General features: G+C 71.7%; 10 protein-coding genes. 4 read left to right on the top strand and 6 right to left on the bottom strand.

The window, feature by feature from the left end; all coding sequences use genetic code 11:
• Nucleotides 1–48: 48 nt before the first annotated feature.
• The 3 genes from ACFYUV_RS33720 to ACFYUV_RS33710 are packed head-to-tail and all read left to right on the top strand — an operon-like array spanning nucleotide 49 to nucleotide 13,309.
• Nucleotides 49–456, top strand: coding sequence for a YbaB/EbfC family nucleoid-associated protein (locus ACFYUV_RS33720; protein ID WP_387675664.1), 408 nt, complete (start codon nucleotides 49–51; stop codon nucleotides 454–456).
• Entirely contained in the window at nucleotides 453–797 is a 345-nt protein-coding gene (locus tag ACFYUV_RS33715) for a hypothetical protein (protein ID WP_387675661.1), read from the top strand. Before ACFYUV_RS33720 ends, ACFYUV_RS33715 begins: the two co-directional genes overlap by 4 nt.
• Nucleotides 794–13,309 carry a hypothetical protein gene (locus tag ACFYUV_RS33710; RefSeq protein ID WP_387675658.1) on the top strand — a complete coding sequence of 4,172 codons (12,516 nt, stop codon included), beginning with the start codon at nucleotides 794–796 and terminating at the stop codon, nucleotides 13,307–13,309. The genes ACFYUV_RS33715 and ACFYUV_RS33710 overlap by 4 nt, the downstream gene beginning before the upstream one ends.
• Before the next feature lie 71 nt (nucleotides 13,310–13,380).
• Here ACFYUV_RS33710 and ACFYUV_RS33705 read toward each other — a convergent pair whose 3' ends face one another.
• The gene (locus ACFYUV_RS33705) at nucleotides 13,381–14,562 is read right to left on the bottom strand and encodes a WXG100 family type VII secretion target (protein WP_387675655.1); all 1,182 of its coding nucleotides are present in this window, start codon (nucleotides 14,560–14,562) and stop codon (nucleotides 13,381–13,383) included.
• 83 nt (nucleotides 14,563–14,645) lie between these two features.
• Complete coding sequence (locus tag ACFYUV_RS33700) at nucleotides 14,646–15,065, bottom strand: hypothetical protein (protein ID WP_387675652.1); 420 nt, start codon at nucleotides 15,063–15,065, stop codon at nucleotides 14,646–14,648.
• A gap of 113 nt (nucleotides 15,066–15,178) precedes the next feature.
• On the opposite strand from ACFYUV_RS33700, the gene eccB reads away from it, so the two are divergent.
• A complete protein-coding gene (eccB, locus tag ACFYUV_RS33695) occupies nucleotides 15,179–16,612 on the top strand; it encodes a type VII secretion protein EccB (RefSeq protein ID WP_387675649.1) in 1,434 nt (477 codons plus the stop codon).
• Between the two features lie 11 nt (nucleotides 16,613–16,623).
• On the opposite strand, the gene ACFYUV_RS33690 is transcribed toward eccB, so the two are convergent.
• Genes ACFYUV_RS33690 through ACFYUV_RS33675 form a run of 4 tightly spaced genes read right to left on the bottom strand, consistent with a single transcriptional unit; the run spans nucleotide 16,624 to nucleotide 20,116 of the window.
• A complete protein-coding gene (locus ACFYUV_RS33690) occupies nucleotides 16,624–17,391 on the bottom strand; it encodes a WXG100 family type VII secretion target (RefSeq protein WP_387675646.1) in 768 nt (255 codons plus the stop codon).
• Nucleotides 17,392–18,441, bottom strand: a complete 1,050-nt coding sequence (locus ACFYUV_RS33685) for a hypothetical protein (RefSeq protein ID WP_387675643.1) — start codon at nucleotides 18,439–18,441, stop codon at nucleotides 17,392–17,394. It abuts the gene before it with no gap.
• On the bottom strand, nucleotides 18,438–19,739 hold the full coding sequence (locus ACFYUV_RS33680; RefSeq protein WP_387675640.1) for a hypothetical protein: 1,302 nt from the start codon (nucleotides 19,737–19,739) through the stop codon (nucleotides 18,438–18,440). The genes ACFYUV_RS33685 and ACFYUV_RS33680 overlap by 4 nt, the downstream gene beginning before the upstream one ends.
• On the bottom strand, nucleotides 19,736–20,116 hold the full coding sequence (locus ACFYUV_RS33675) for a hypothetical protein (RefSeq protein WP_387675638.1): 381 nt from the start codon (nucleotides 20,114–20,116) through the stop codon (nucleotides 19,736–19,738). The genes ACFYUV_RS33680 and ACFYUV_RS33675 overlap by 4 nt, the downstream gene beginning before the upstream one ends.
• Nucleotides 20,117–20,163 lie beyond the last annotated feature (47 nt).

The raw sequence follows: 20,163 nt of genomic DNA, 5'->3' as shown, positions 1-20,163 counted from the left end.
AGCCAGATGATGTTGTTGTTATATTCACCCCAGTTAGGGGGTGGGGCCTTGACCGAAGACGCTGACATAGTAGGGCTCCAGGCCTACGCCGACGAGTTACGCGAAACCTTCATGCGCATGCAGCGCGACGCGAGCGAGCTCAACGCCCGCGCCCAGGCGATCCGGGTCACGGAGAGATCCGCCGACGGGCTCGTCTCGGCCACGGTGAGCGTCCGCGGCGAGCTGATCAGGCTCGATCTCGACCCCCGGCTGTACCGTCGGCCCAACGCCAGGGGGCTGGCCGACGCGATCACCGACACGATCCGGCGGGCCACCGCCAAGGCGCTGGAGGAGCTGGTCGACCTCTTCGAGCCCGTGGTGCCGCCCGAGCAGTTACGCGCCCATCTGGAGGGCGACCTGGACACCGTGCTCGATCAGCTCTCCGGCCCGCTGCCGGGAGAAAGACGCCGCCGATGAGCGCCGACGACCGGGCGGACGTGCACATCCGCGAACCGATCAGCCACAGCCTGAACCAGTGGGACGCCATGGCGACCGACCTCGGCACCGCCTGGCCCGCCATCGCGGCGCGGATCCGGGCGTTGAACGCCGCCCGTCCCCAGGGCGACGGGCCGGACGGCGTGTCCTTCAGCAGGCAGTACCTGGCGGGCGGGGGTCCTGAGAGATTCCTGCGCGACACCGATGATCTGATCAAGGAGATCTCCGGCTCCGGGCCGCTGCTGCGCGCGACGGTTTCCAACACCCTCACCACCGAGCAGGCGATCGACCTGGGCCTGTCGAACGCCTACCGAAAGGCATGATGGCGGGCAAGGGCGACGTCACCACCGCCACCGACGAGGCGCGGAAGCCGGCAGGCGGCACCGGCGCGTTCGACGGCGGGATCGCCACCAAGGACGTGGAGCCCGTCTGGGAGACCGAGGCGTTGCCCGGCTGGGTGGTCCACCACCTGATCCCGTTGCTCACGGCGGGCCAGAGCTGGCCCGAGGGAAGCGAGAGCAAGCTCTGGGAGTTACGCGTCGAGTACGTCAAGCTGATGAACCTGCTCATCGGCACCCTCGACCCGACCGCCGCCACGGTGCAGACCCTCAACGGCAGCCTCCAGTCGCCGGCCAAACCGGCCATCTTCAAGCGGCTCGCCAAGCTCTACGACGACAAGGCCGGCGTGGTCGCCAAGGCCCAGGAGTCCTTCTCCTACGCGAAGATGGTCGACAACTTCGCCCGCGAGACGCAGTACACCAAGCTCTCGATCAACGTCGCCTTCTGGATCGCGGTGATCGCCGCGTTCATCGCCCTGATCGCCGCGGGCTTCTTCCCGCTCGCCAGCCTGATCCTGCGCAGTGTCGGCACCGCCGGAGGCACCAGGATCGCCATGATCATGCAGCGTCTGGCGCTGGTGGCGTCGAGGTCGGGCGCGGTCACCGCGAGCGGCCAGGTCAGCAAGCTCGCCGCAGCCGGCGCGGGGTCGTTCTTCAACAAGGCGCTGGCGTACGAGCTGTTCGAGGAGATCTCCGAAGAGCTCCTGATCGACCTCACCACCCAGTACCAGCAGATCAAGATGGGCACCCGCGACTCGTGGGACTGGAAGAAGGTGAAGGCGGCGGCGATCGGCGCCGGCGCCGGCGCGATCGCGGGCACCAAGCTCGGCGATCCGATGTCGCGCTTCGCCAACGACCTGCCCGGCATCTCGCGGCTGAACCGGATGGCGGGCGACAACCGCGGCGTCGGCAACGCGTTCCTGCGCTTCCCCGGACGCGCGCTGAACACCGGCCTGAACAACATGGTCGCCTCGCCCGCCGGCAGCATCGTCGCCAACTACGCCGTCTACGACCAGTTCGCGCTGCCGGGCGCGGAAGGCTTCTACGGCGGCTTCCTCGGCGGCGCGGGGCGTACGAACACCCTCAGCCCGACCAATCTGGAGGTCCTGCACGCGGCCGTCACCCCCGTGACCTCGCTGAGCAATGTGTTGAACGAGGCGATGGCGGCCCAGCAGAACGGGTCCGCCGCCACGGCGGGTCCCTCTCTCGGTGACCTCTCGTCCACGGCCGGTCCCCAAGCCAGCCCGTCCGACTCCGGCTCGACCCCGATGGTGCCGCAGAACTACGGGGCACGAGGAGGCCGGGGCGCACAGACGCCCGACCTCGCCGTCCCCGACGCGCCCCAGACGCTCAAATCGCAACCGTCCCACAACACGAAAGCCCAGCAGGACCCCCAGGCCCAACAACTTTCCGACACCCGGAACCCTTCCGACTCCCAACCCGCTGCCCAAGCCCAACCCCAGTCGCAGGACCAGAGCCGGCCCCAGCCCCAGCCCCAGGACCAGAGCCGGCCTCAGAGCCAGAGCCAGAGCCAGGAGCAGGGCCAGGCTCAGGACCAGCGGCCGGCTGTACAGGACCCTGCGCCCGACCAGCGCTCGGCCGTTGCCCAGGACACCCCCGCCACCGTCGAGAAGACCGGCACCCCCGACTCCCAGCCGACCACCCCGGACCCGGCCGGTGCTCCTGACGCGACCGGCGACCCGGGAGCGACGAACGGGTCGGACTCGACCAGCGCGCCGGTCAAGTCCGACGCCACAGCGGTCCCCGGCCACACTGTGGCCCCCCATAACCCCGACGCCGCGAGCACACCGGATTCCGCGAATTCGACGGAGACGTTCACCACTCCGGAGACCGTGAACCCGGCCGGGTCGTCCACCACGCCGGAGCCCGCGAGGACGTCCGAGACCGTGATCACCGGCATGGCGTCGCAGGCGGCCGGATCCCCCATGACGGGACAGCAGGGTCCTGCCCCGCAGCAGGCGGCGCCCGTGCCGGTGGTCCAGCAGGCGGTCACCGGTGAGCGGGCGCGGACGCTGGTTTCCCGGCTGATCGGGGCGGCTCGGCGGGTCAAGAGCTCGCACGCGGTCGTGGGCGGCCGTCCCCTGGGGGGGTCGTTCGTCGCCAACGGCCGCGAGAGCGGCGTGCCGCCCCTCACGGTGGAGGAGGCGCGGGCGGCGTTCCAGGCCGAGGTGCACGCGTCGGACATCGGCGCGAACGTCACCGCCCTGCGCTGGACCGGGCCCGGCACACTGGTGGTCGAGTTCAGCGACCGCCCCGACCAGACGTTCGTCTTCGAGGTGGGCCACGTCTCCCGTAGACGGCTCGGGCGTACCGTGGCGTACGCAGGCAACGTCAACAAGGGTCGGCTCGCTCCCGGCGTGGCCCCCGACCAGGTGGCCAGGCTGTTGCTGCACGAGATCGTCGACACGCTGCACGCCCGCGGCCACCCTCGCCAGAACCTGCTCCGCCGCCTGATCAGGCGGCCGAACGGCCGGGACGAGTGCCTGGCGGCGCGCGTACGTGAGGAGGTGTTCCTGGCCCGCCGGATCGGCGAGGTGACCGGGTCACAGCGGGACGTGCTCATGGCCGAGCGCGCCGTCGTACGCGACTTTCTTCAGGCTCGTGGGGTGTGGCCGCCGTCTTCCTCGGCCCAGCAACCGGCTCCGGCACCCACCACGCCGTCGATCATCGGCCTCGTGGCCCGGATGAACGAGCAGGGCCGGGCGATCGAGTACGCCGTGCTCGATCTCGACCTGGCGCTGACCGCGCAGATCGACCGGCTCCTGCGCATCGAGGCGGACCTGCAGCTCCAGGCGATGGTCACGACGGCCGGGCGCGAGAACAAGCTGCTGGAGGCGGTCTCCGAGGCGAGGACCGCGTACGAGGACGCCCGGGCGCTGGTGCACCTGGCGGACAGCTCAGAGACGCGGATCACCGAATTCGGGACGGCGCTGCACCGGGCCCGCCTGCTCCAGCAGCACTTCGAGGCGGAGGTGAACAGCCTCGCCCTGGTCCCCGCACTGCCCGACGCGGCCCTGCCAGAGGAAAACGTGCTCCGCGGGCACATCCGCGCGCTGCGCGCCGCGGCCGGCGAGCTCACCGCGGCGGCGCGGCGCTCCCCCGCGACGGCGGCGGACAGGAACGCGGCGGCGGACTCGGCCCTGCGTGCCGCCGAGTCGTACCAGTTGCTCTTCGACCGGATGGAGCAGGATCGCCGCTACCTGCTCACTCCGCCGCCCGCGCTCGTCTCGCAGCTGCTCAGGCTCGCGAGCAGCTACGAGCAGCACTACCGCCAGGTCGCCGTGCAGGAGGAGGCGGAGAGCGCGCGTGCCGCCAGGGACATCGACGCGCTGCACACCGCCCTGCGCGGGAGCGTGGCGGAACGCCAGGCCACGGTCGCGGCACTGCGCTCGGCCGCCGATGAGGCCGTGGAGGCGACAGGCGAGGCCGTCAAGGCCCAGCGTGACGTGGTGCGGGCCTACGAGCAGGCGACGAGCAGGGCGTACGAGCAGGCGGCGAACGCCCTGGCCGGCAAGAAGGTGGAGGCCGCGCGCGCATGGCGGGCCGAGGCGGCCGACCTCAGCACGCTCGGCGCTCGGCACGAGCGCGCCGAGTCGCTGGCGATCGAGGCCCGCGAGGCCCAATGGGAGCTCCGTGCCCTGCTGGACGAGGTGATCGAGGGGAACGCGGTCGACCACACCCTGCTGAGCGCCCGTATCGAGGCGGCGGCCGAGGCGCTGGCGAGGTACCGGGAGATGCTCGCCGAGCTGCGGGCGGAGGCGCCCCCTCCCGCGTCGCTCGCACCGCCCGGGACGGACGGCCGGCCGAACACCGAAGTGAGGCGGCTCTGGAGGCACGTCCAGGACCGGGCGCGGGCGATCGAGGCCGCCAGGGAGCACGCCGTCGCGCTCGGCCACCGGCACCGCCGGGCGGCACGGGACGCCGAGCAGGATGCCCGAACCGCGCAGCGGAATGCGACCCGCCCCGACCACGCCGGGGCCAGGCGCACGCGTGTGGCCAGGGACGACGGCGCGACCGAGCGCAGGCGCAAGGCCGAGCAGGACGCCAGGTCGGCGTCGGCCACCGCCGACTTCCATGCCGGCGTGGCACGCCGGTACGAAGCCGCCGCTGAGGCCGCCGCGCACGCCCTCGAAGCCGTCGACGCCGCGCTGACCGCCCTGATCGAGACGAGCGGCACGGAATCCCCCACCGCCGGACGGGTTGAGTCGGCGTTTGCGGAGGTGGAGAGCCGGTGGACTGCGTACGAGGCGGCGCGCGAGGCGACCCTGCCGTCGCCGCTCGCCCTGCTGGGCGTCTTCCCGGCGGGCCCCATCGCCGACCTGACCAAGCTGACCAAGCTGGTCAACGATCTGCTCGCCCGTCAGGGCGTGGCCGCGCGCTTCACCGAGGAGGAGCTGGAACGCCAGATTTACCAGGCGTTCCGTGCCGCGGTCTCGCCGGACGGCATGATCCTGCGTCTGAACGCGGCGGGCGCGACGGTGCGGATCCGCCTGAAGCTGACCGACCTGGAGGAGGTGGCGAAGCCGCTCCGCCGCTCCTCCGAGACGATTCTCGGCCGCATGCGGCAGGGCGGCGGCCAGTCGAGCCGCACCGACCGCAGGACCAGTGGGTTCGACTTCAGCAAGGACCTGGTGCAGCTGCTCAGATGGCTGAGGAGGCTACCGGCTGAGCACGTCCGGCAGATCCTCATGTACGCCGTGGTGCGCGCCCACTTCGGCTGGGGCGACGCGCACGCCGTCTCCACCTCCGCGCAGGAGAACTGGCAGGGCGGCAACGTCGAGGACTACCGCGGCAAATCCTCCCAGTTCGCGGCGAAGGCCAGCTGGGAAGTGGAAGTCCGCACGTCATCCGGGCCGCCGGTCGGCGACACGATGCCCGCCGGGGACACCACGCAGCGTCAGAGCCTCTGGATCCCGCACACCTATCTCCTCGACTCACCCGCGAACCCTCTCCAGCTTCCGGAGAACGAGCGGCAGCGCATCCCCTTCCCCGAACATGTCGTCACCGCCATGACCGGGCTGGGCCGGCTGGCGGACCGGGCGGCCGAGCAGATCGGCCGCCTCGACCTCAGTCCCGTCGCCCGCCAGCAGATCCTCACCACGATCACCGAGGACCTGCCCAGCTATCTGGGCCAGGCCGTCAACGATCCGTCGGGGCTGCGTCGCACCATCACGGTGGACGGCGTGGCCCGTGCCGTGGTGACGGTGCGCACCACCGTGCTCCCCGGCGCCCTGCCCGTCGGCGGCACCAGCTTCGAGCATCCTCAGGAGGCGCTGCGCAACGCGTCCTCGCACGCTGGCCAGCAACGCTCCAGCAACAAGCACCACGGCTTGGGGGGCGGCGTGGGCGCCAACCTCAATCCCAAGGACCCGGACGCGGACCACCAGATCGGGATCGACGAGGACGGGCAGTTCACGCCGCAGATCGTCCCGTATTTCGACTGGGGCCAGGCGTCCTCGGCCTCGGCCGGCGTCACCACGGTCAGCATGCGCGCGGGCGTGCACAAGTCGGTGGGCCACACCGCCGGCTTCCTGCTCGGCATGACGCACACGGTGACGATCCAGGTGGACGGCCACCCGCCGATCCAGCTCACCGAAGGCGGCACCGGGCTGTTCCGCATGGCCGAATCGGCGGCCTACCGGTATGGCCTGCCGGTCGACCCCGCCGCGGAGGTCGCACGCGACGCGGACGGGAACGTGGTCCTCAGGGACGACGCGGTCAAGATGAACCCGCCCGGCAGGGAGGGCAGGCTGCCCACCTGGCTCGGCACCCCGCCGGACCACACCCGGGGCGCGGGTCCCGCCCTGGTCCAGCAGGTCACCGGCATGAACGAGGTCCGCGCCCAGGTCGAGGAGTACCTGCGCGGAAAGGGCGTGCTACCCAAGCTCGTCGACGGCGTGCCCGTCTACTCCCGCATCCCCTGGGTCAGGGCGGGCCAGATGGCCAACGAGCAGCTCGTCGCCGAACAGTTCTCCGCCGAACGTCTGGAGACGGGCTACGACCAGGCGGCCCAGGAGGGCCTGTTCATCAACCTCGTCCATCACCGGCAGGGCCTCGCCGCCGAGCACTACACCCTGCGCATCAGGCTGAGGCAGGACTTCGGCGCCGTCGACTACGAGGGGGTGACGAGCGCCGAACGGATGACGAACGTGGACATCGGCTCCGACACCCACTCCTCTACCCTCACCAGGGACAGCTCCAGAAAAGGGGGAGTCCGGGTGGAGGCCGGGTTCCAGGACCACCCCGGCCTCGACGTCGGCAATGCCAGCGGCTCCGGCGGCTTCGGCCTGGCCAACACCAGCGAGTCCGGGACGAGCAGCACCGTCAACCAGGTGAAGCTCGTCGAGGGCAACGGGCTGAGCGCGGTCTTCCGCGTCCCGCACACGATCCAGGTGGACCGGATGATCGGCCCGAACCTCAGCCAGCCGGTGGTCAAGGGCCAGGCGGGCCAGGCGCGGATCGTGCTCCCCGCCGACCTGCTGCCCTTCGCGCGGGCGCGGGACGGGCACCCGCGCCCGGAGGGCCCGCGGTTCCGCACCGGGTCCGCGGTGCTCCGGCGGGCCACGGTCGCCCATCTGGACGTGGGCGACGTGGCGACGGCCGCCGCGAACGTGCTCGACACGTCGCTCCACCGCGACTCGCCGCAGTTCCAGCATTTGGCGGCGTTCTTCAACGTCCGCGCCCTGATCAGCCACGGCGAGGTGTTCCCCGACGTACGCGGCAAGCCCAGAGGCGACAAGGCGTTCTCCAGCGGTCACCGTACGGGGGTGGACACCCGGACGACGGACGGGACGCGGCACGAGCCGGTCACGCTGCGCCTGGAGCCGGGCGAGTCCCGTTTCCTGTCCGTCACCGACATGGTGGTCGGCGACATCAACCTCACGCTCGCCGCCCACAACGGCGTCCAGCGGACGTCCAAGCCGCGCGAGGTGACGGGCGGCCTGGGCGTGCCGCTCTCCTTGAAGGTGGAGCCCGGTAGCGGAGGGGCCGCCGTCTCCTGGGGAGGCACGACCACCGAGGAGCAGAAGGCGATCTCGGGGCCCGAACGCCTGGGCATCGACACGGGCAAGCAGTACGTGTTCGCGATGAACGTCACCCCCCAGCTGACCGTGGGCGCGCGGGAGGGCCGGCTCTACGACGGGACCGTCGTCTACCTGCTCGCCGAACGCGACGCGCTCGAACTGTACGTCAGCGGGGAGGTGCGCCTGCCGCTGCACCAGCTGGCCGACGCGGCCGAACGCCTGATGAACGGCGACCTGAAGCTCGGGCGCCGGGTCGCGATCACGTTCATGGCCCGATACCTCGAGGAGCTCGCGGCGGCCAGGGAGAACCACCCGTCGGGTCTCGCGGGCCTGCCCACCCTGCCCGGCATCCCGCTCACCTCGGGCCACAGCGTCGGCCGGGCGCTCGCCGCGCTCCTTGAGCTGTTCGACGCCGACCGGCTGGCCGAGTTCATGCCGCCCGGCATCCCCGAGGGACGTCCGGGCGAGCTGGCCGGCGACACCATCGACCGCATGCTGAGCAGGCCGGAGCTCCATGCTCAGATCCTGACGAGCCTGTTGGCCGCCGCCGCGCGGCTGGCGAACGGCGAGGTGTCCGCCCAGCTCGCGCCGACCTACCAGCACGCCCTCGGCATGAGCACGGTCAAGGGGGTGAGCCTCCACCCGACCGGCGAACCGGACACCGAGGTGGAGCTGCTGGCCGAGATCATGGCCGCGGTGGAGAAGGTGGCCCCGGGCGCGCTCGCCGAGGACACCCTGCTGTGGCGGGCGCTGACGGCCGACTTCTCCGGCGAGACATGGCTCGGGAAGATCGACGACATGCTCGACCCGGACCACCCCGGCGGCGAGTACACCGTCCAGATCGACGGGGACACCGAGCCGCTGGAGATCGTCGTACGGGCCGAGCTGGGTGACGACGTGCAGTACCGGGGCGAGGTCTTCGACTACGGGCAGATCCTCCAGCTCTACACGATGTCCGAGGAGAACATCTCGGAATCGTCGTCGCTGACCGGGTCCCCCAACTCCAAGGGAGCGGCAGGCGAGACGTCGCTCACGGGGACCACCGACTGGGGGCGCAGCGGCACGGGCGCGAGCAACTGGCAGCAGACCCAGCTGCGGCGGGCGGCGTCGTTCGACGGGGCCAGGGCCGAGGTGCGGCAGGGCATCACGCTCTCCATCGAGGTACGGCGGCCCTCCCGGAACCTGCGGCCTGCCCGCACCCGGTTGTCCGGCACCATCGACCGGCTCATCCCGCCCGGCATGACCGCGGGCAAGGGAGAGGTGCCTGCGCCGGTCGCCGTCCCGGACCCGCGGCCCCTTCCCGCACCCGTGAGCTTCACCCCCGAGAGCACGCGGGCGGACGGGCTGGCCAGGGCCGTCGAGCGGCAGCTCGAAGCCGAGCACAGCGTGAAGCTCTCCCGGGAGGACTCCAGGAAGCTCGCCCGGCTTCTGTCGGGCAGCTCCAGGAACGTCATCTTCCCGTACATGCTGGCCAAGGACGGGCACATGGTGCTCAAGGTGCCGGGGCCGCACGGCAAGGAGGTGGCGATCCATGTCGGAGCGATTCTGTCCGAGCCCGCGACGATCGCCGCGGGTCTCGCGGGCCTGGAGATCGGCCAGGTCGACCGACGCCAGTGGACCACCAAGGCCGACGCGAGCGACACCAGGCTGCGCCCGCTCTCGCTCTCCGGCTCCTCCAGCGAGAACGACGGGTCGTTCATCTCCGACTTGCTGAGCCAGCTCACGATGAGCCTCACGGACTGGTTCGGCGTGACCGCCGGCGTCCGGGACCAGTCCAGCGACGGCTCGTCGGTCAGCGGCGGGAACCGGGACGAGACCAGCGTCTTCGAGAAGGGCGAGAGCAGCAGCGCCGTTCGCTTCCGCGTCGACTACACCGTGCGCTTCGAGGTCACGCCGGACTCCGGCGCCGCCCCTGACGACGGGGGCGGGATGCGGCGCGTCGTGACGGGCGAGGCCGACGTGCTCGTCTCCGACGACGTGCTCGCGGCGATCACGCAGCAGGCCGAGGACCCGCCGCCGCTCCCGGCGCAGCAGGAGCCGCCCGGCGTGCCGCGCCCGCCGCGATCCCTGGCCGCGATGCAGGAAGGCGGCCTCGACGCGCAACAGCTCGCCGCCGCGCTCGCGGCCCTGCCGGAACCCGTCGTCCATCTCGACGCCGACCTTTCCCGGCCGCCGTACGGGCAGCTCAGGCAGGCGCAACTCGCCGCCCGCGCGCTCGGCGGAGAGCTGTGGGTCACCGTCCACCTTCCGGACGGCTCGACCCCGACCTACCTCGCCACGCCCGACGGCCGGCTGCGGGCACAGGGGGAGGACGGAGACTTCGGACGGCGCTTCTCCGGCGTCCCGACGGCCCTGGTCGCGCTCGCCGAGCAGCACGGGATCGACCTGCGCGCCCTGCACGACGCGACGGCCCGCGACACGCCCCTGGCCAAGTCGCTACGGCACGAGCTGCGCAGACGCGCCGTCCTGCCGTCCACGGCTCCCGCGCCGGGCTGGCCGGTGAAGACCAAGCCCGACGACACGCAGGACCGTGCGGGGGACGACGGCTACACCACCGCCGTCCCGCTTCCCGACTCCCTGTTCGTCGCCGACGGCCGTCCGGAGGGCGAGGACGACCTCACCGTCGACGAGGCCAGGGAGGCGTTCACGGACCTCCGACTCACCGATTTCGACGCCGACGACCTGTGGTCGCTCAGCTGGAGGGACGGCGACACGCTCACGGTGCAGTCCGACTCCTTCGGGACCCTCACCTTCGAGGTCCAGGTGGAGCCCGTACCGGACGGGTACCTCGGCCGTACCAAGGCCGCCCCCAAGCGGAAGGGCCACTACGTGATGACCCTCGCGCCTCGGGTCGCGAAGGGGCAGGTGGCCAGGCTCATCCTGCACGAGATCAGCGATGTCCTGCAGCGCCTGGCCGAGGGAGACGGTCACACCCACACCGGATCGACCGAGGAGACACGCGACGAGTGCGTCACCGCGCGCGGCAACGAGCTGCGCTACCTGCGGCGCAAACTCCAGGAGGCGTACGAGGCCGGGGACACCGATGCCCAGCTCCAACTGCTCAAGGAGATCACGGCCGTCGAGGACGATCTCGCCGCGCGCACCGGGACGCGCCCGCAGGACAGCAGCATCGACGGCCTGATCAACTGGGGGCCGCCGCCCAGCGAGTTCGAGGCCATGGGCATCGTGGGCGATCCCCTGCCCGTCGGTGACGGCGCCTTCCAGGTCACGCTGACGGACGGCTCGTCCGCGATGCTCCTGGAGTTCCCCTCGACCAGCCAGAGGGACCTGCACCTTCGGGTGACCGAGCTCGGCAGGCTGCTCGGGGTGAATCTTCCCTCCCCCTCGCCGGCCGGTGACCGCCATGTCCTGGTCCCGTGGGTCGAGGGCCTGCCGCCCACCTCGCAGGGGCTGCCGACCACACGGCAGGCCGTGCTGATCGGCTATTTCGACGCGCTGCTCGGCATCCAGAACCGGGACAACCGGCTCGTCGTCGCCGAGGACGGGTCGTTGGTCCCGCTCCACGCGCCGTTCGAGGGTTGTGAAGAGCCGGGGGACGGCCTGGCCCGGCTCTTCCACCGGGACGGCCGCTGGCGGTCCAACCCGTTGTCGCCCTCCGACGTCGCGCGGCTCGGGGAGATCCTCCAGAGCGCCGGTCGCCGCTTCACGCAGCCGGCCGAGCTGATCGTCTTCGACGAGGTCCTGGCCAGGCACGAGGAGATCGCGGCCAACGCGATCGGCACGGACAGCGTGCTGGACGCCGGTCCGGACCGGCCGCTGCGCTTCGCCGACCTGGAGGAGCTGGCCTGGGTGGACAGCGGGCGGCGCGAACTGCTGGCCGGCGCCCCGGCCCCGGCCGAGGACCCGACGCGGCTCGCGGAGAACGTCGGCCTCGGCGCCGTCTCCGAGCGGCCGCACCCACAGGGGCGGGTCGTCACGTTCGCCGATGGCTCGGAGGCGCTCAGGCTCGCGCCCGAGCACGCGCCCAGGGCCGTGCTGGAGGCGTTGGTACGGCGGGCGCTGGGGCTGGCCGGGCCCGCGGTGCACCAGGACATGAACGGCGTCGTCCACCGCTCGGTAGGGAGCGACCTGCTGCGCACGAGCGCGGCCACGGGGATCAGGGAGACGCTGAACGCGCCCGCGTTCTCCCTCACCGCCGACCTCGTGATCTTCAACGACGGCCGGTGGGCCCTGCGTCACGCGTTCGACACCGCCGAGGAGGCCGACGAGTACGAGGCGCTGCTCGACCTCCGGCACGCCGCCAGGGACGCCGAGCCCGGCTACTACCGCGCCGGCCCGACCGTCGTCTACGAGCACCGGCTCGGCGGACCGCCGGCCGGTGAGGCGGAGAAGGGGATGCTCGCCGCCCGCGCGCTCTACGTCCTGCTCGCCCACAGGACGGCCGCCGAGCAGGCGCTTTCCGCCAACCCGTTCCTGCGCACGTTCCTCGACGGCGGCTCGATGCTGCTCTCCGACGACATCGACCAGGTCAGGTCCCGACTGGACGGGCTGCGCATGGAGTTCATGTTCGCCGACCTCGAATACGAGCTCGACAGCTTGCTGTACACGCTGGACGAGTTGGAGGGGGTCCTCGCCGACGCTCCGGTGTTCCTGCCGCGAGCCGCCGGCTCACCCGAGGCACCGCCCCCGTTCGCCCAGCCGGCGGCCCCCGCCCCCCTCACCGACGGCGACCTCGCCGGCCTCCCGGGGCGGGCGGGCCACGTGTCCGCGCGGGTGCCGGCGGGCCTGATCCCGCCCGGGACCGGGCCCGGGTCGGAGTTGTCCTTCGGCGAGGTGGTCGAGGGCGTCGAGGACGGCGGAATCCTGGGCGACCGGCCGCACAGCGTGCGGCTGACGATTCTGGCCGGCGACTACGTGGCCGCCTCGGAAGTGTCGCTGAAGCAGAACCACGCCGCGTTCAGGTCGGACGCCCGGTTCAGGGTGCTCGCCGTGCAGACCACCGCCGACGGCGAGCAGCACTACTTCCTGGTCCAGCCGTCCGCCGGGCCCACCACGATCCCGGTCGCGCCGCCGGCGCTCAATCCCGCGACCGCGCCTCTCATGGAGTACGTACAGCGGACCGCGGCCGGGGTGCGGCTGCACAGCGAGGGCATGCCCCTCTCCCCCTCCACCCCGGTACGGCCCGTCGCCGGGGCGTTCGTGGTGGAGGGCCGCTTCGGCGGCGACGTGGCCCTGATCCGCCGCGACCATATCGAGCCGGGCACGCTCGCCGCGCTGCTGCTGGCCGTTCCCGGGCTGGGCCCCGACGACGCGATCCTGCTCGCGGGGAGCGACCTGGCGGACGAGACGTTCCCCCAGGAGCTGGCCGACGCCACGGGCCGGGCGGTGATCGCCGCGAACGGGACGGTGGATCTCTCCCCGCAGGGGGACCTGCGGGCGTGGGGGCCGGGACGGATGCCCGGCGACTTCCACGTCTTCCTCCCGGCCGGGTGACGCACGTACGCGAGAGGCACCTCGCCGGGCCGGTCCCCGGGCGGTCGGCGGCTGTCGTCCCTGCGGTCCGGTCAGCCGATTCTGCCGGAGACGGCGTCGTCCGCGTCGTTGCCCCAGACGTCGTCGTCCTCGTGCAGCCAGGTGCTGTTCTCCGTCTCCTCCTGCTCGCCGGCCGCCCCCGCGCCGCCCATCGGCATGTATGGGAAGCCGTTGCCGGTCGCGGACGCGGATCTGGCGTTGAGCGGGAGCGCGCCGATGCCGGTCATGGCGCCGCCGGCGCCGTTGCCGGTGCCGTAGCCCGCAGGAGGGATGCTCCCGTTCGGGAAGGAGGTGGAGGTGTCCGGGGTCCAGCCGGCCGGGCGCCGGAAGTCCGCCAGCGTGGTCGAGCCGGAGGTGTCCGGCAGGCCGCCCGTACCCGGCAGGCCGGTGCCGGTGTCCGGGCCGGTGCCGCCGCCGGGGTACGCGGCGCCGCGGTCGGCGCCGCCGGGATCCCCGCCACCGGGGGTGCCGGTGCCGGGGTGGGTTCCGCCGGGGTCGGTGCCCGTGCCGGAACCGTCGGGGGTGATCCCGCCCGGATAGCCGTCCGAGCCGAGGGGGTCGCCGGGCACGTCGGGCATGGAGGGGCCGCCGGGCGGGGTGTCGTCGATGCCGTCGAAGTCCTCGTCCTGGAAGTGGTCGTCGGGACGGGTGAAGGAGTCCGGATCGATGTCGTCCCTCTCGGTGCGGTCAGACGTCTCCACCGGAGGGGTCGGAGCCGTCGGGTCCTTGAGGTCGGGCACGACCTTGTGGATGGTGAACGGCCACTGCTCGTAGGTATGGCGCAGGTCGTTGTTGAGCAGCCGGAGATGCTGGCCGGCCAGTTCGTCCGGAGAGCCCCACTCGTACCCGGCGTTCATCGTTCTGTACCAGGCGGGGATGCTGTCGTCCCAGGTCTCGCCGTTGTCGCTCCACGCCTCGCCCCTGTGCTCCACGAAGTCCCGGTGGGCCAGCAGCCGCTTGCAGAGCGCCTCCAGCGGTCCGCCCACCGCCCTGAACTTCTCCGCCAGCTCGCGGATGGTGGCGTGCAGCGTGCGCAGCGACTGCTGCGACTCCACCGACGAGGGCCCTTCCCAGATCTTGGCCATCGCGGTCGCGCCCGACACCAGGGCCTCGTTCATCGAGGTGAGCCGATCGGCGGCCGACAGGTAGGACGCCGCCACCTGCTGGAGGGACGACACATCGATATCCGTGATCACCTTCTTGATCCCCTTCACGCTCCGTCCGTCGTCGTCGACGGAGAAGGGCGCGCCCCCGCTGGGGCGGATCGGGTGATCCGCGGACACGTCTACGGCCATCTCTAGCCCCCGTTCGCGGCGTCGGCGCGCTTGTAGTTGCCCGCGCCGGCGTCGATGAGCGCGAAGGCGATCCTGAGCTTCTCGTTGAGCTGCTCGTAGACCGCGGTCAACTCCTTGTGGCTCTGCACCAGCGCCGCCCCGAAGCTCTTGCCGCCGTCCCAGCGATTCACCTTCGCGAGGTGATCGGCGAACGCCTGACACGCTCCGCCCTGCGCCTCCACGTCGGGCTGGGAGCCCTGACCTGGCGTCGTGGCGGTGGTCAGCCGGGCGTTCGGATCGCTGCCGTACAGTTCTGGGAATTTCGCCCAAAGGGCATTGGCGACTTTTACCAGCTCCGCCGGAGCGTACTCGACACCGTCTCTGTCGGCGACCAGACCCGGCCAGCTCTGCTCCAAATGCCAACCATTGTCGGTTGGTGCCATGACAGCCTCCCGCATGCGATTGATCAAGAAGCCTACTAGGCGGCCATGCCGTATAAAAGCGTGATATCCATCATCATTAAGTTTCTTTCGCAACCTGCGTAACATTGTCCGTCATGCAGACCCGAAAGGATCTTTACCAGGCGCACAAACTGATGACCCAGCGCCTGGGTCTGGCGCTGCTGCAGGGCGAGCCCGATCTGCCCGAGTCCCCCATGCGGCGGTACAACGTGGCGACCTTCGCCGGCATCATCCTGCTGGTGCTGATCACGGCCGGGTTCGGGATCTGGGGCATGCTCAGCCCGGGAGGGGCCACCAAGCTCAAGGAGGCGGGCCAGCTGCTCGTGGAGGAGGAGACCGGCGCCTCCTACATCTACAACCAGAGCGACGGCAAGCTCCAGCCGGTGGAGAACTACGTCTCCGCTCGGCTCCTGCTGGACAGCCAGGAGATCAAGGTCCGCACGGTGTCGGCCGAGTCGCTGGCCGGCTTCGCACGGGGGCAGAAGGTCGGCATCTCGGGCGCGCCCGACTCGCTGCCGAAGCCCCAGAAGCTGATCAGATCTCCGTGGACGGTCTGCGTGGTCGAACAGCAGGACGCGACCGGGGTCCGCCGTCCGTACGTCACGCTGCTGGGCGGGATCGACGTCGGCGGCACGCCGGTGGGCGGCGACGCGCTGCTCGTCGACGACGGGCAGCAGAACTGGGTGTTGTGGAACAACTACCGCATGCTGGTCAGGAACCCGCGCCGGCTCACCGACCAGGCGCCGCGCCGCGTGCCGATCTCCTGGGTGAACTCCATCCCCGCGGGTCCGGACTTCGCCGCGCCGGCGATCGCGCAGCGCGGCAAGCGGGTGCCGGGCCCCGGCGGCCGGCCCGCGAGGGTGGGGCAGGTCTTCACGCCGGCCGCCGTGCCCGGCGTTCCGGAACGCTGGTACGTGCTGCTCGCCGACGGCCTCACGCCCGTCACGCACACGCAGGCGACGCTCCTGCTCCAGGACCCGGACACCAAGATCGCCTACGGCGGCGGCCGGGTGCGCCCGATCGCCGTGGACGCCGCCACCGTCAACGCCGCCAAGATGTCGGCCCTTCGCCTCCTGGGCGGCGGGCTGCCGGTCACCATGCCGCGCTTCCGCGCCCCGGCGGCGGACGCCCCCTTGTGCGCGGTGTACGCCGACACGGTCAGGGGCTCGGTCCGGGCACGGCTGACGACCGGGGCGACGCTGGCCATCCCGAAGCCGCCGAGCAGCGGCAACCCCGACCGCGTCGACCAGGTGCTGCTGCCGCCCGGCGGCGCGGCGCTGGCCGGCCAGCTCTCGGGCGAAGGCCGGACCGACGCCATCCACGAGTACTCCCTCATCACCGACGAGGGCAGACGGTTCCGGCTGGCCTCCCCCGACCTCGTCGGCACGCTGGGCTACGACGCCGCCCAGGTGGCGCCGGTGCCCGCGCATCTGCTGCGGCTCATCCCGGAGGGCCCGCTCCTGGACCCCGCCGCCGCGCGGAAGCCCGTCGCGGAGACGTCGCCCGAACGCCTCCCCCGCCGCCCCTGAAGCCCGTCCGCTCAGGTGCGGGGGAGACCGCCCTGCGTGTCCAGCTTGGGCATCAGCGAGTGGCTCTCCACGCTGTACTCGAGCGCGGTGTTGCTGAACTCCGGCAGGTCGCCGGACTTCAGGGTGTCGAGCTCGTTCGGTATGCCCTTCATCGTGGGGAACATCTTCCCGCTGGACTCGGACACCTGGACGGCCTGGTAGAACAGGGTGCCGAGGATGGTGACCGCGATGCCGTGCTTGATCAGCACCTTCTTCATCGACGTGGTCGTGGTCCGGCTGACTTTGAGGTCGAGCGCGTACGCGATGAAGTTGCCGTAGACGCTGTGGCGAAGCGCCAGCAGCGTCATGGCATAGAGCGCCAGGTATCCGGCGACGCAGACGCAGGTGAGCGCCCCCACGTGGTACAACTTCGCGCTCTGGTCGACCGCCTCGCCGGTGGCGTTCCGTGTCGACCTGAGCGTGGCCAGGGACTTGGTGAACTCCGCGTAGGCCTCGTCGAACTTCTCGCGTGCCGTGCCCTCCCAGGTGGTCCCCGTGCCCGTGACCGTGGCCTGCAGTTGCTTGAGCTGTTCCTCCAGCGCGGCCAGTTCGGAGGTCGTCCCGCCGTTGTCGGTGGTGCGCCAGGTCTTCGACGACCCCGACATGCGCCCCGGATCGGAGATCATGAGCCCGATCATGGCCACTATGTAGAAGGCCCAGGGACGCCTGATCAGGAGCGCCGCGGCGGAGGCGGTGGCGGCCGCCTTGTAGTACAGGCCCTTGCCCTCCTCGTAACTCATCTACGTCTCCTTGCCGATGATCTCGGGGGCGATGTCCTCGTCGTCCTCCCAGACGCCCTCGTCCTCCGACAGCAGCGAGCCTTCCTGCCGGTCGCGTTCGTCGAGGCCGTTGCCCGAGCCGCCCATCGGCATCATGGGCATCATCGGCATGCCGCTGCCCATCCCCCCGGACGTGCCCATGCCGGGAACCTTCGGACCGGCTGCGGCGCCACCGCCCGAGCCCGCGCCGTTGCCGGTCGGCGACCCCCATGTGGTCCCCGGCCGGGTGCTCAGGTCGGTCAGGTTCGGGTTCGGCGTCCCGTTCAGGGCCCTGGGGTCGTACGACGACAGGGCGGTCGTGTCCCGCGGGGAGTTGATCGCCGAGTCGATGTCGGGGACCTTCATGTTCGGATCGCCGGCGCCGGACAGGCCGGGGTCCGGCCGGTCGATCCCCGGCAGGCCGGTGCCGGGAAGGTCGCTCCCGGGCCGGTCGGCGCCCGGCACGTCGCCGTTCGGCGGGGCCGTGCCGGGCAGGTCGGTGTCCGGCCGGTCCATGTCGGGCAGGTCGGCGTCCGGGAGGTCGGCACCGGGCGGGTCGGCGTCCGGCATGTCGAGGTCCGGCGATTCGGGCATCTTCGGGGTCGGCACTCCGCCGCCGGTCGGGTCGTAGTCCTGGTCCTTGCGGTACAGGCCGGCGTTCTCCTCCTCGGCCGCGTGGTAGTTCGCGTCGGCCGCCTTCAGCGCGGCCTGCCAGCTCTGCAGGGCCTTCTTGCCTCGTTCCAGGGCGGTGGACTGGGCCGCGATCGCCTGGTCATGGGCGTGGGTGAGCCCGTAGCCGATCACGCCGAAAGCGGGGAAGGGCACCCCCATGTGGCCGGACTTGGCGCGCAGTGTGTCGATGATCGCCGTCTGTCCGTTGATCTGGCCGCTCGCCGCGTTGAGCGCGCCGTCCGTGAAGGAGATGCCCGATGACGGCTGCGGCAGCTGGGTGCTCATCGGGATGCCGTACTGGCCGTAGGGCTGCTGCCCGGTCGGCTGCGCGCCGGCGCCGTTCTTCTGCTGGTCGCTCACCTGATCACCGGATCCGTCACGTCATGGCTCCCGTTCCAGGCCGACCTGTCCTCCGACAGGTAGGTGGTGCGCTCCAGGTCTCCGCCCGCGTCCCCGTTCGGGCCCGCGCCGCCCGTCATCGGCAGGAACGGCGTGCCGGACAGGCCCGCCGCACCGCCGCCGCGCATCACCCCGAGTCGCCCGCCGGGTGTGTACGCGCTGTTCGGCGAACCGATCACCGACGGTACGGGCTGGTTCGTGGCGCCCGGCGCGGCACTCATGCCGGGGGTCGCCACGAGGGGTGGACGCTCGCCGATCGTGGGCTGGTAGAACGAGCTCTCGGTCCGGGCCGGGTCTGCCTCGGGAGTGGTGTCGTCGAGCTCGGTCCTGTCCTGGGCGCCGATCACCGGCGGGGTGGTGCCGTCCTCGGCGCCCGTGCCCGTGCCGGTGTTGCCGGCCTGGTCGCCGGGTTGTTGTCCGGGTGTGTGCCCGCCGGCGGGCTGGTCACCGCCGGCTGGCCGGTCGTCCGGAGGCGTCCCCGGAGCGGCGTCGTCCGCGCCGTCCCGCGGGGGCTGGTCCTGCGTGCCCGGGTCGCCGGCACCGGTCGTGCGCCCGTCGCCCGTGCCCGTGCCGGCCGGGTCGCCCGCGCCGGTCGTGGGATCGTCGCTCCTACCCGTCCCGCCGTAGACGACGCTCGTCGTGGCGAGCGGGCCGCCCGGGACCGTGACGGCCGGCAACTCGTAGGTGATGTCGTACGGGACCGAGCCGAGATGCAGGTCGCGGATCTTCTCGTTGAGCTTCCGCAGCGCCGCCTGCGCCCGCATGTTCTCCAGCAGGGCGACGGCGTTGGCCTCGTCGTCGCCCTGCCGGTCGAGCCCGTACAGCGCCCGGTGGACCCGTACGACCTGCTGGACGTCCGGGTCGTTCTTGTCCAGTTTGATGCCTTCGACCTCGGCGATGGCCACGGGGACGGAGGTGGCGTAGCCCTCCAGGCTGCGGCCCATCTCCGCGAGCTTGCGCGCCAGCTCGTTGCCGGTGGCGTACAGGAGCTCAAGCGCGATGCGGGCCCGGTCGGCGTCCGGCCCCTTCCAGATGGTGAGGATCCGGCCCGCGTCGTCCTCGAGCCCGACGACCGCGTTGAGGACCGCCTCGGCCGTGCTGATGTAGGTGGATCCGGCGAGTCTGACCAGGTCCGGCTGTGACGTCGCCAGCAGGCGCTGGATCTCCGCCTTCGGATGGACCTCCGTCTCACCGGAGGGGACCTGGTCGCCCCGGATGACGAGCGTCTCCCGCTTGGAGCCGGCGCCGGCCGTGGTCATCCGCCCTCGTTCCGGGTGTCCGCCTCGGCGTGGTTGGCGGCGCTCGCCTCGATCGCGGCGATGACGCTCTTGTACGCCTTCACGAACTCGGCGTAGACCTGGCCGAACTTCTGCCCCGCGCCGTCCCTGCCCGCGGTCGAGCCGAACACCTTGGCGTCGATCCACTCGCCGAACTGGGCGGCGCCGGGCTGGACGTCGGCCAGGGCGCGCCCGCTGACGCCCGGCTTCTCCATGGCCTGCAGATTCTTCGACATGGCCGCGGCGATCGACCTCATCACGGAGGGTTCGTGCACCCTGCCGTCGCCCTGGAACTTGTCGGCCGTGTGCGGCGGGATGCCGAGCGGGTCGGTTCGTGGTTCGGGTTCCTGGTTGCCCATCGCTTACCCCTGCTGATACGAGACCCCGGTCACCACGTCGCCGTGGC

It is taken from the genome of Nonomuraea sp. NPDC003560 (assembly GCF_042878785.1).
Classification (GTDB): Bacteria; Actinomycetota; Actinomycetes; order Streptosporangiales; family Streptosporangiaceae; genus Nonomuraea.
This window is presented reverse-complemented; position numbering and strand designations above follow the sequence as displayed.

Coding starts and splice junctions, on each gene's coding strand:
- ACFYUV_RS33700 (WP_387675652.1), bottom strand. CDS start 15,065: ATGGCACCAACCGACAATGGTTGGCATTTGGAGCAGAGCTGGCCGGGT.
- ACFYUV_RS33715 (WP_387675661.1), top strand. CDS start 453: ATGAGCGCCGACGACCGGGCGGACGTGCACATCCGCGAACCGATCAGC.
- ACFYUV_RS33690 (WP_387675646.1), bottom strand. CDS start 17,391: ATGAGTTACGAGGAGGGCAAGGGCCTGTACTACAAGGCGGCCGCCACC.
- ACFYUV_RS33710 (WP_387675658.1), top strand. CDS start 794: ATGATGGCGGGCAAGGGCGACGTCACCACCGCCACCGACGAGGCGCGG.
- ACFYUV_RS33680 (WP_387675640.1), bottom strand. CDS start 19,739: ATGACCACGGCCGGCGCCGGCTCCAAGCGGGAGACGCTCGTCATCCGG.
- eccB (WP_387675649.1), top strand. CDS start 15,179: ATGCAGACCCGAAAGGATCTTTACCAGGCGCACAAACTGATGACCCAG.
- ACFYUV_RS33675 (WP_387675638.1), bottom strand. CDS start 20,116: ATGGGCAACCAGGAACCCGAACCACGAACCGACCCGCTCGGCATCCCG.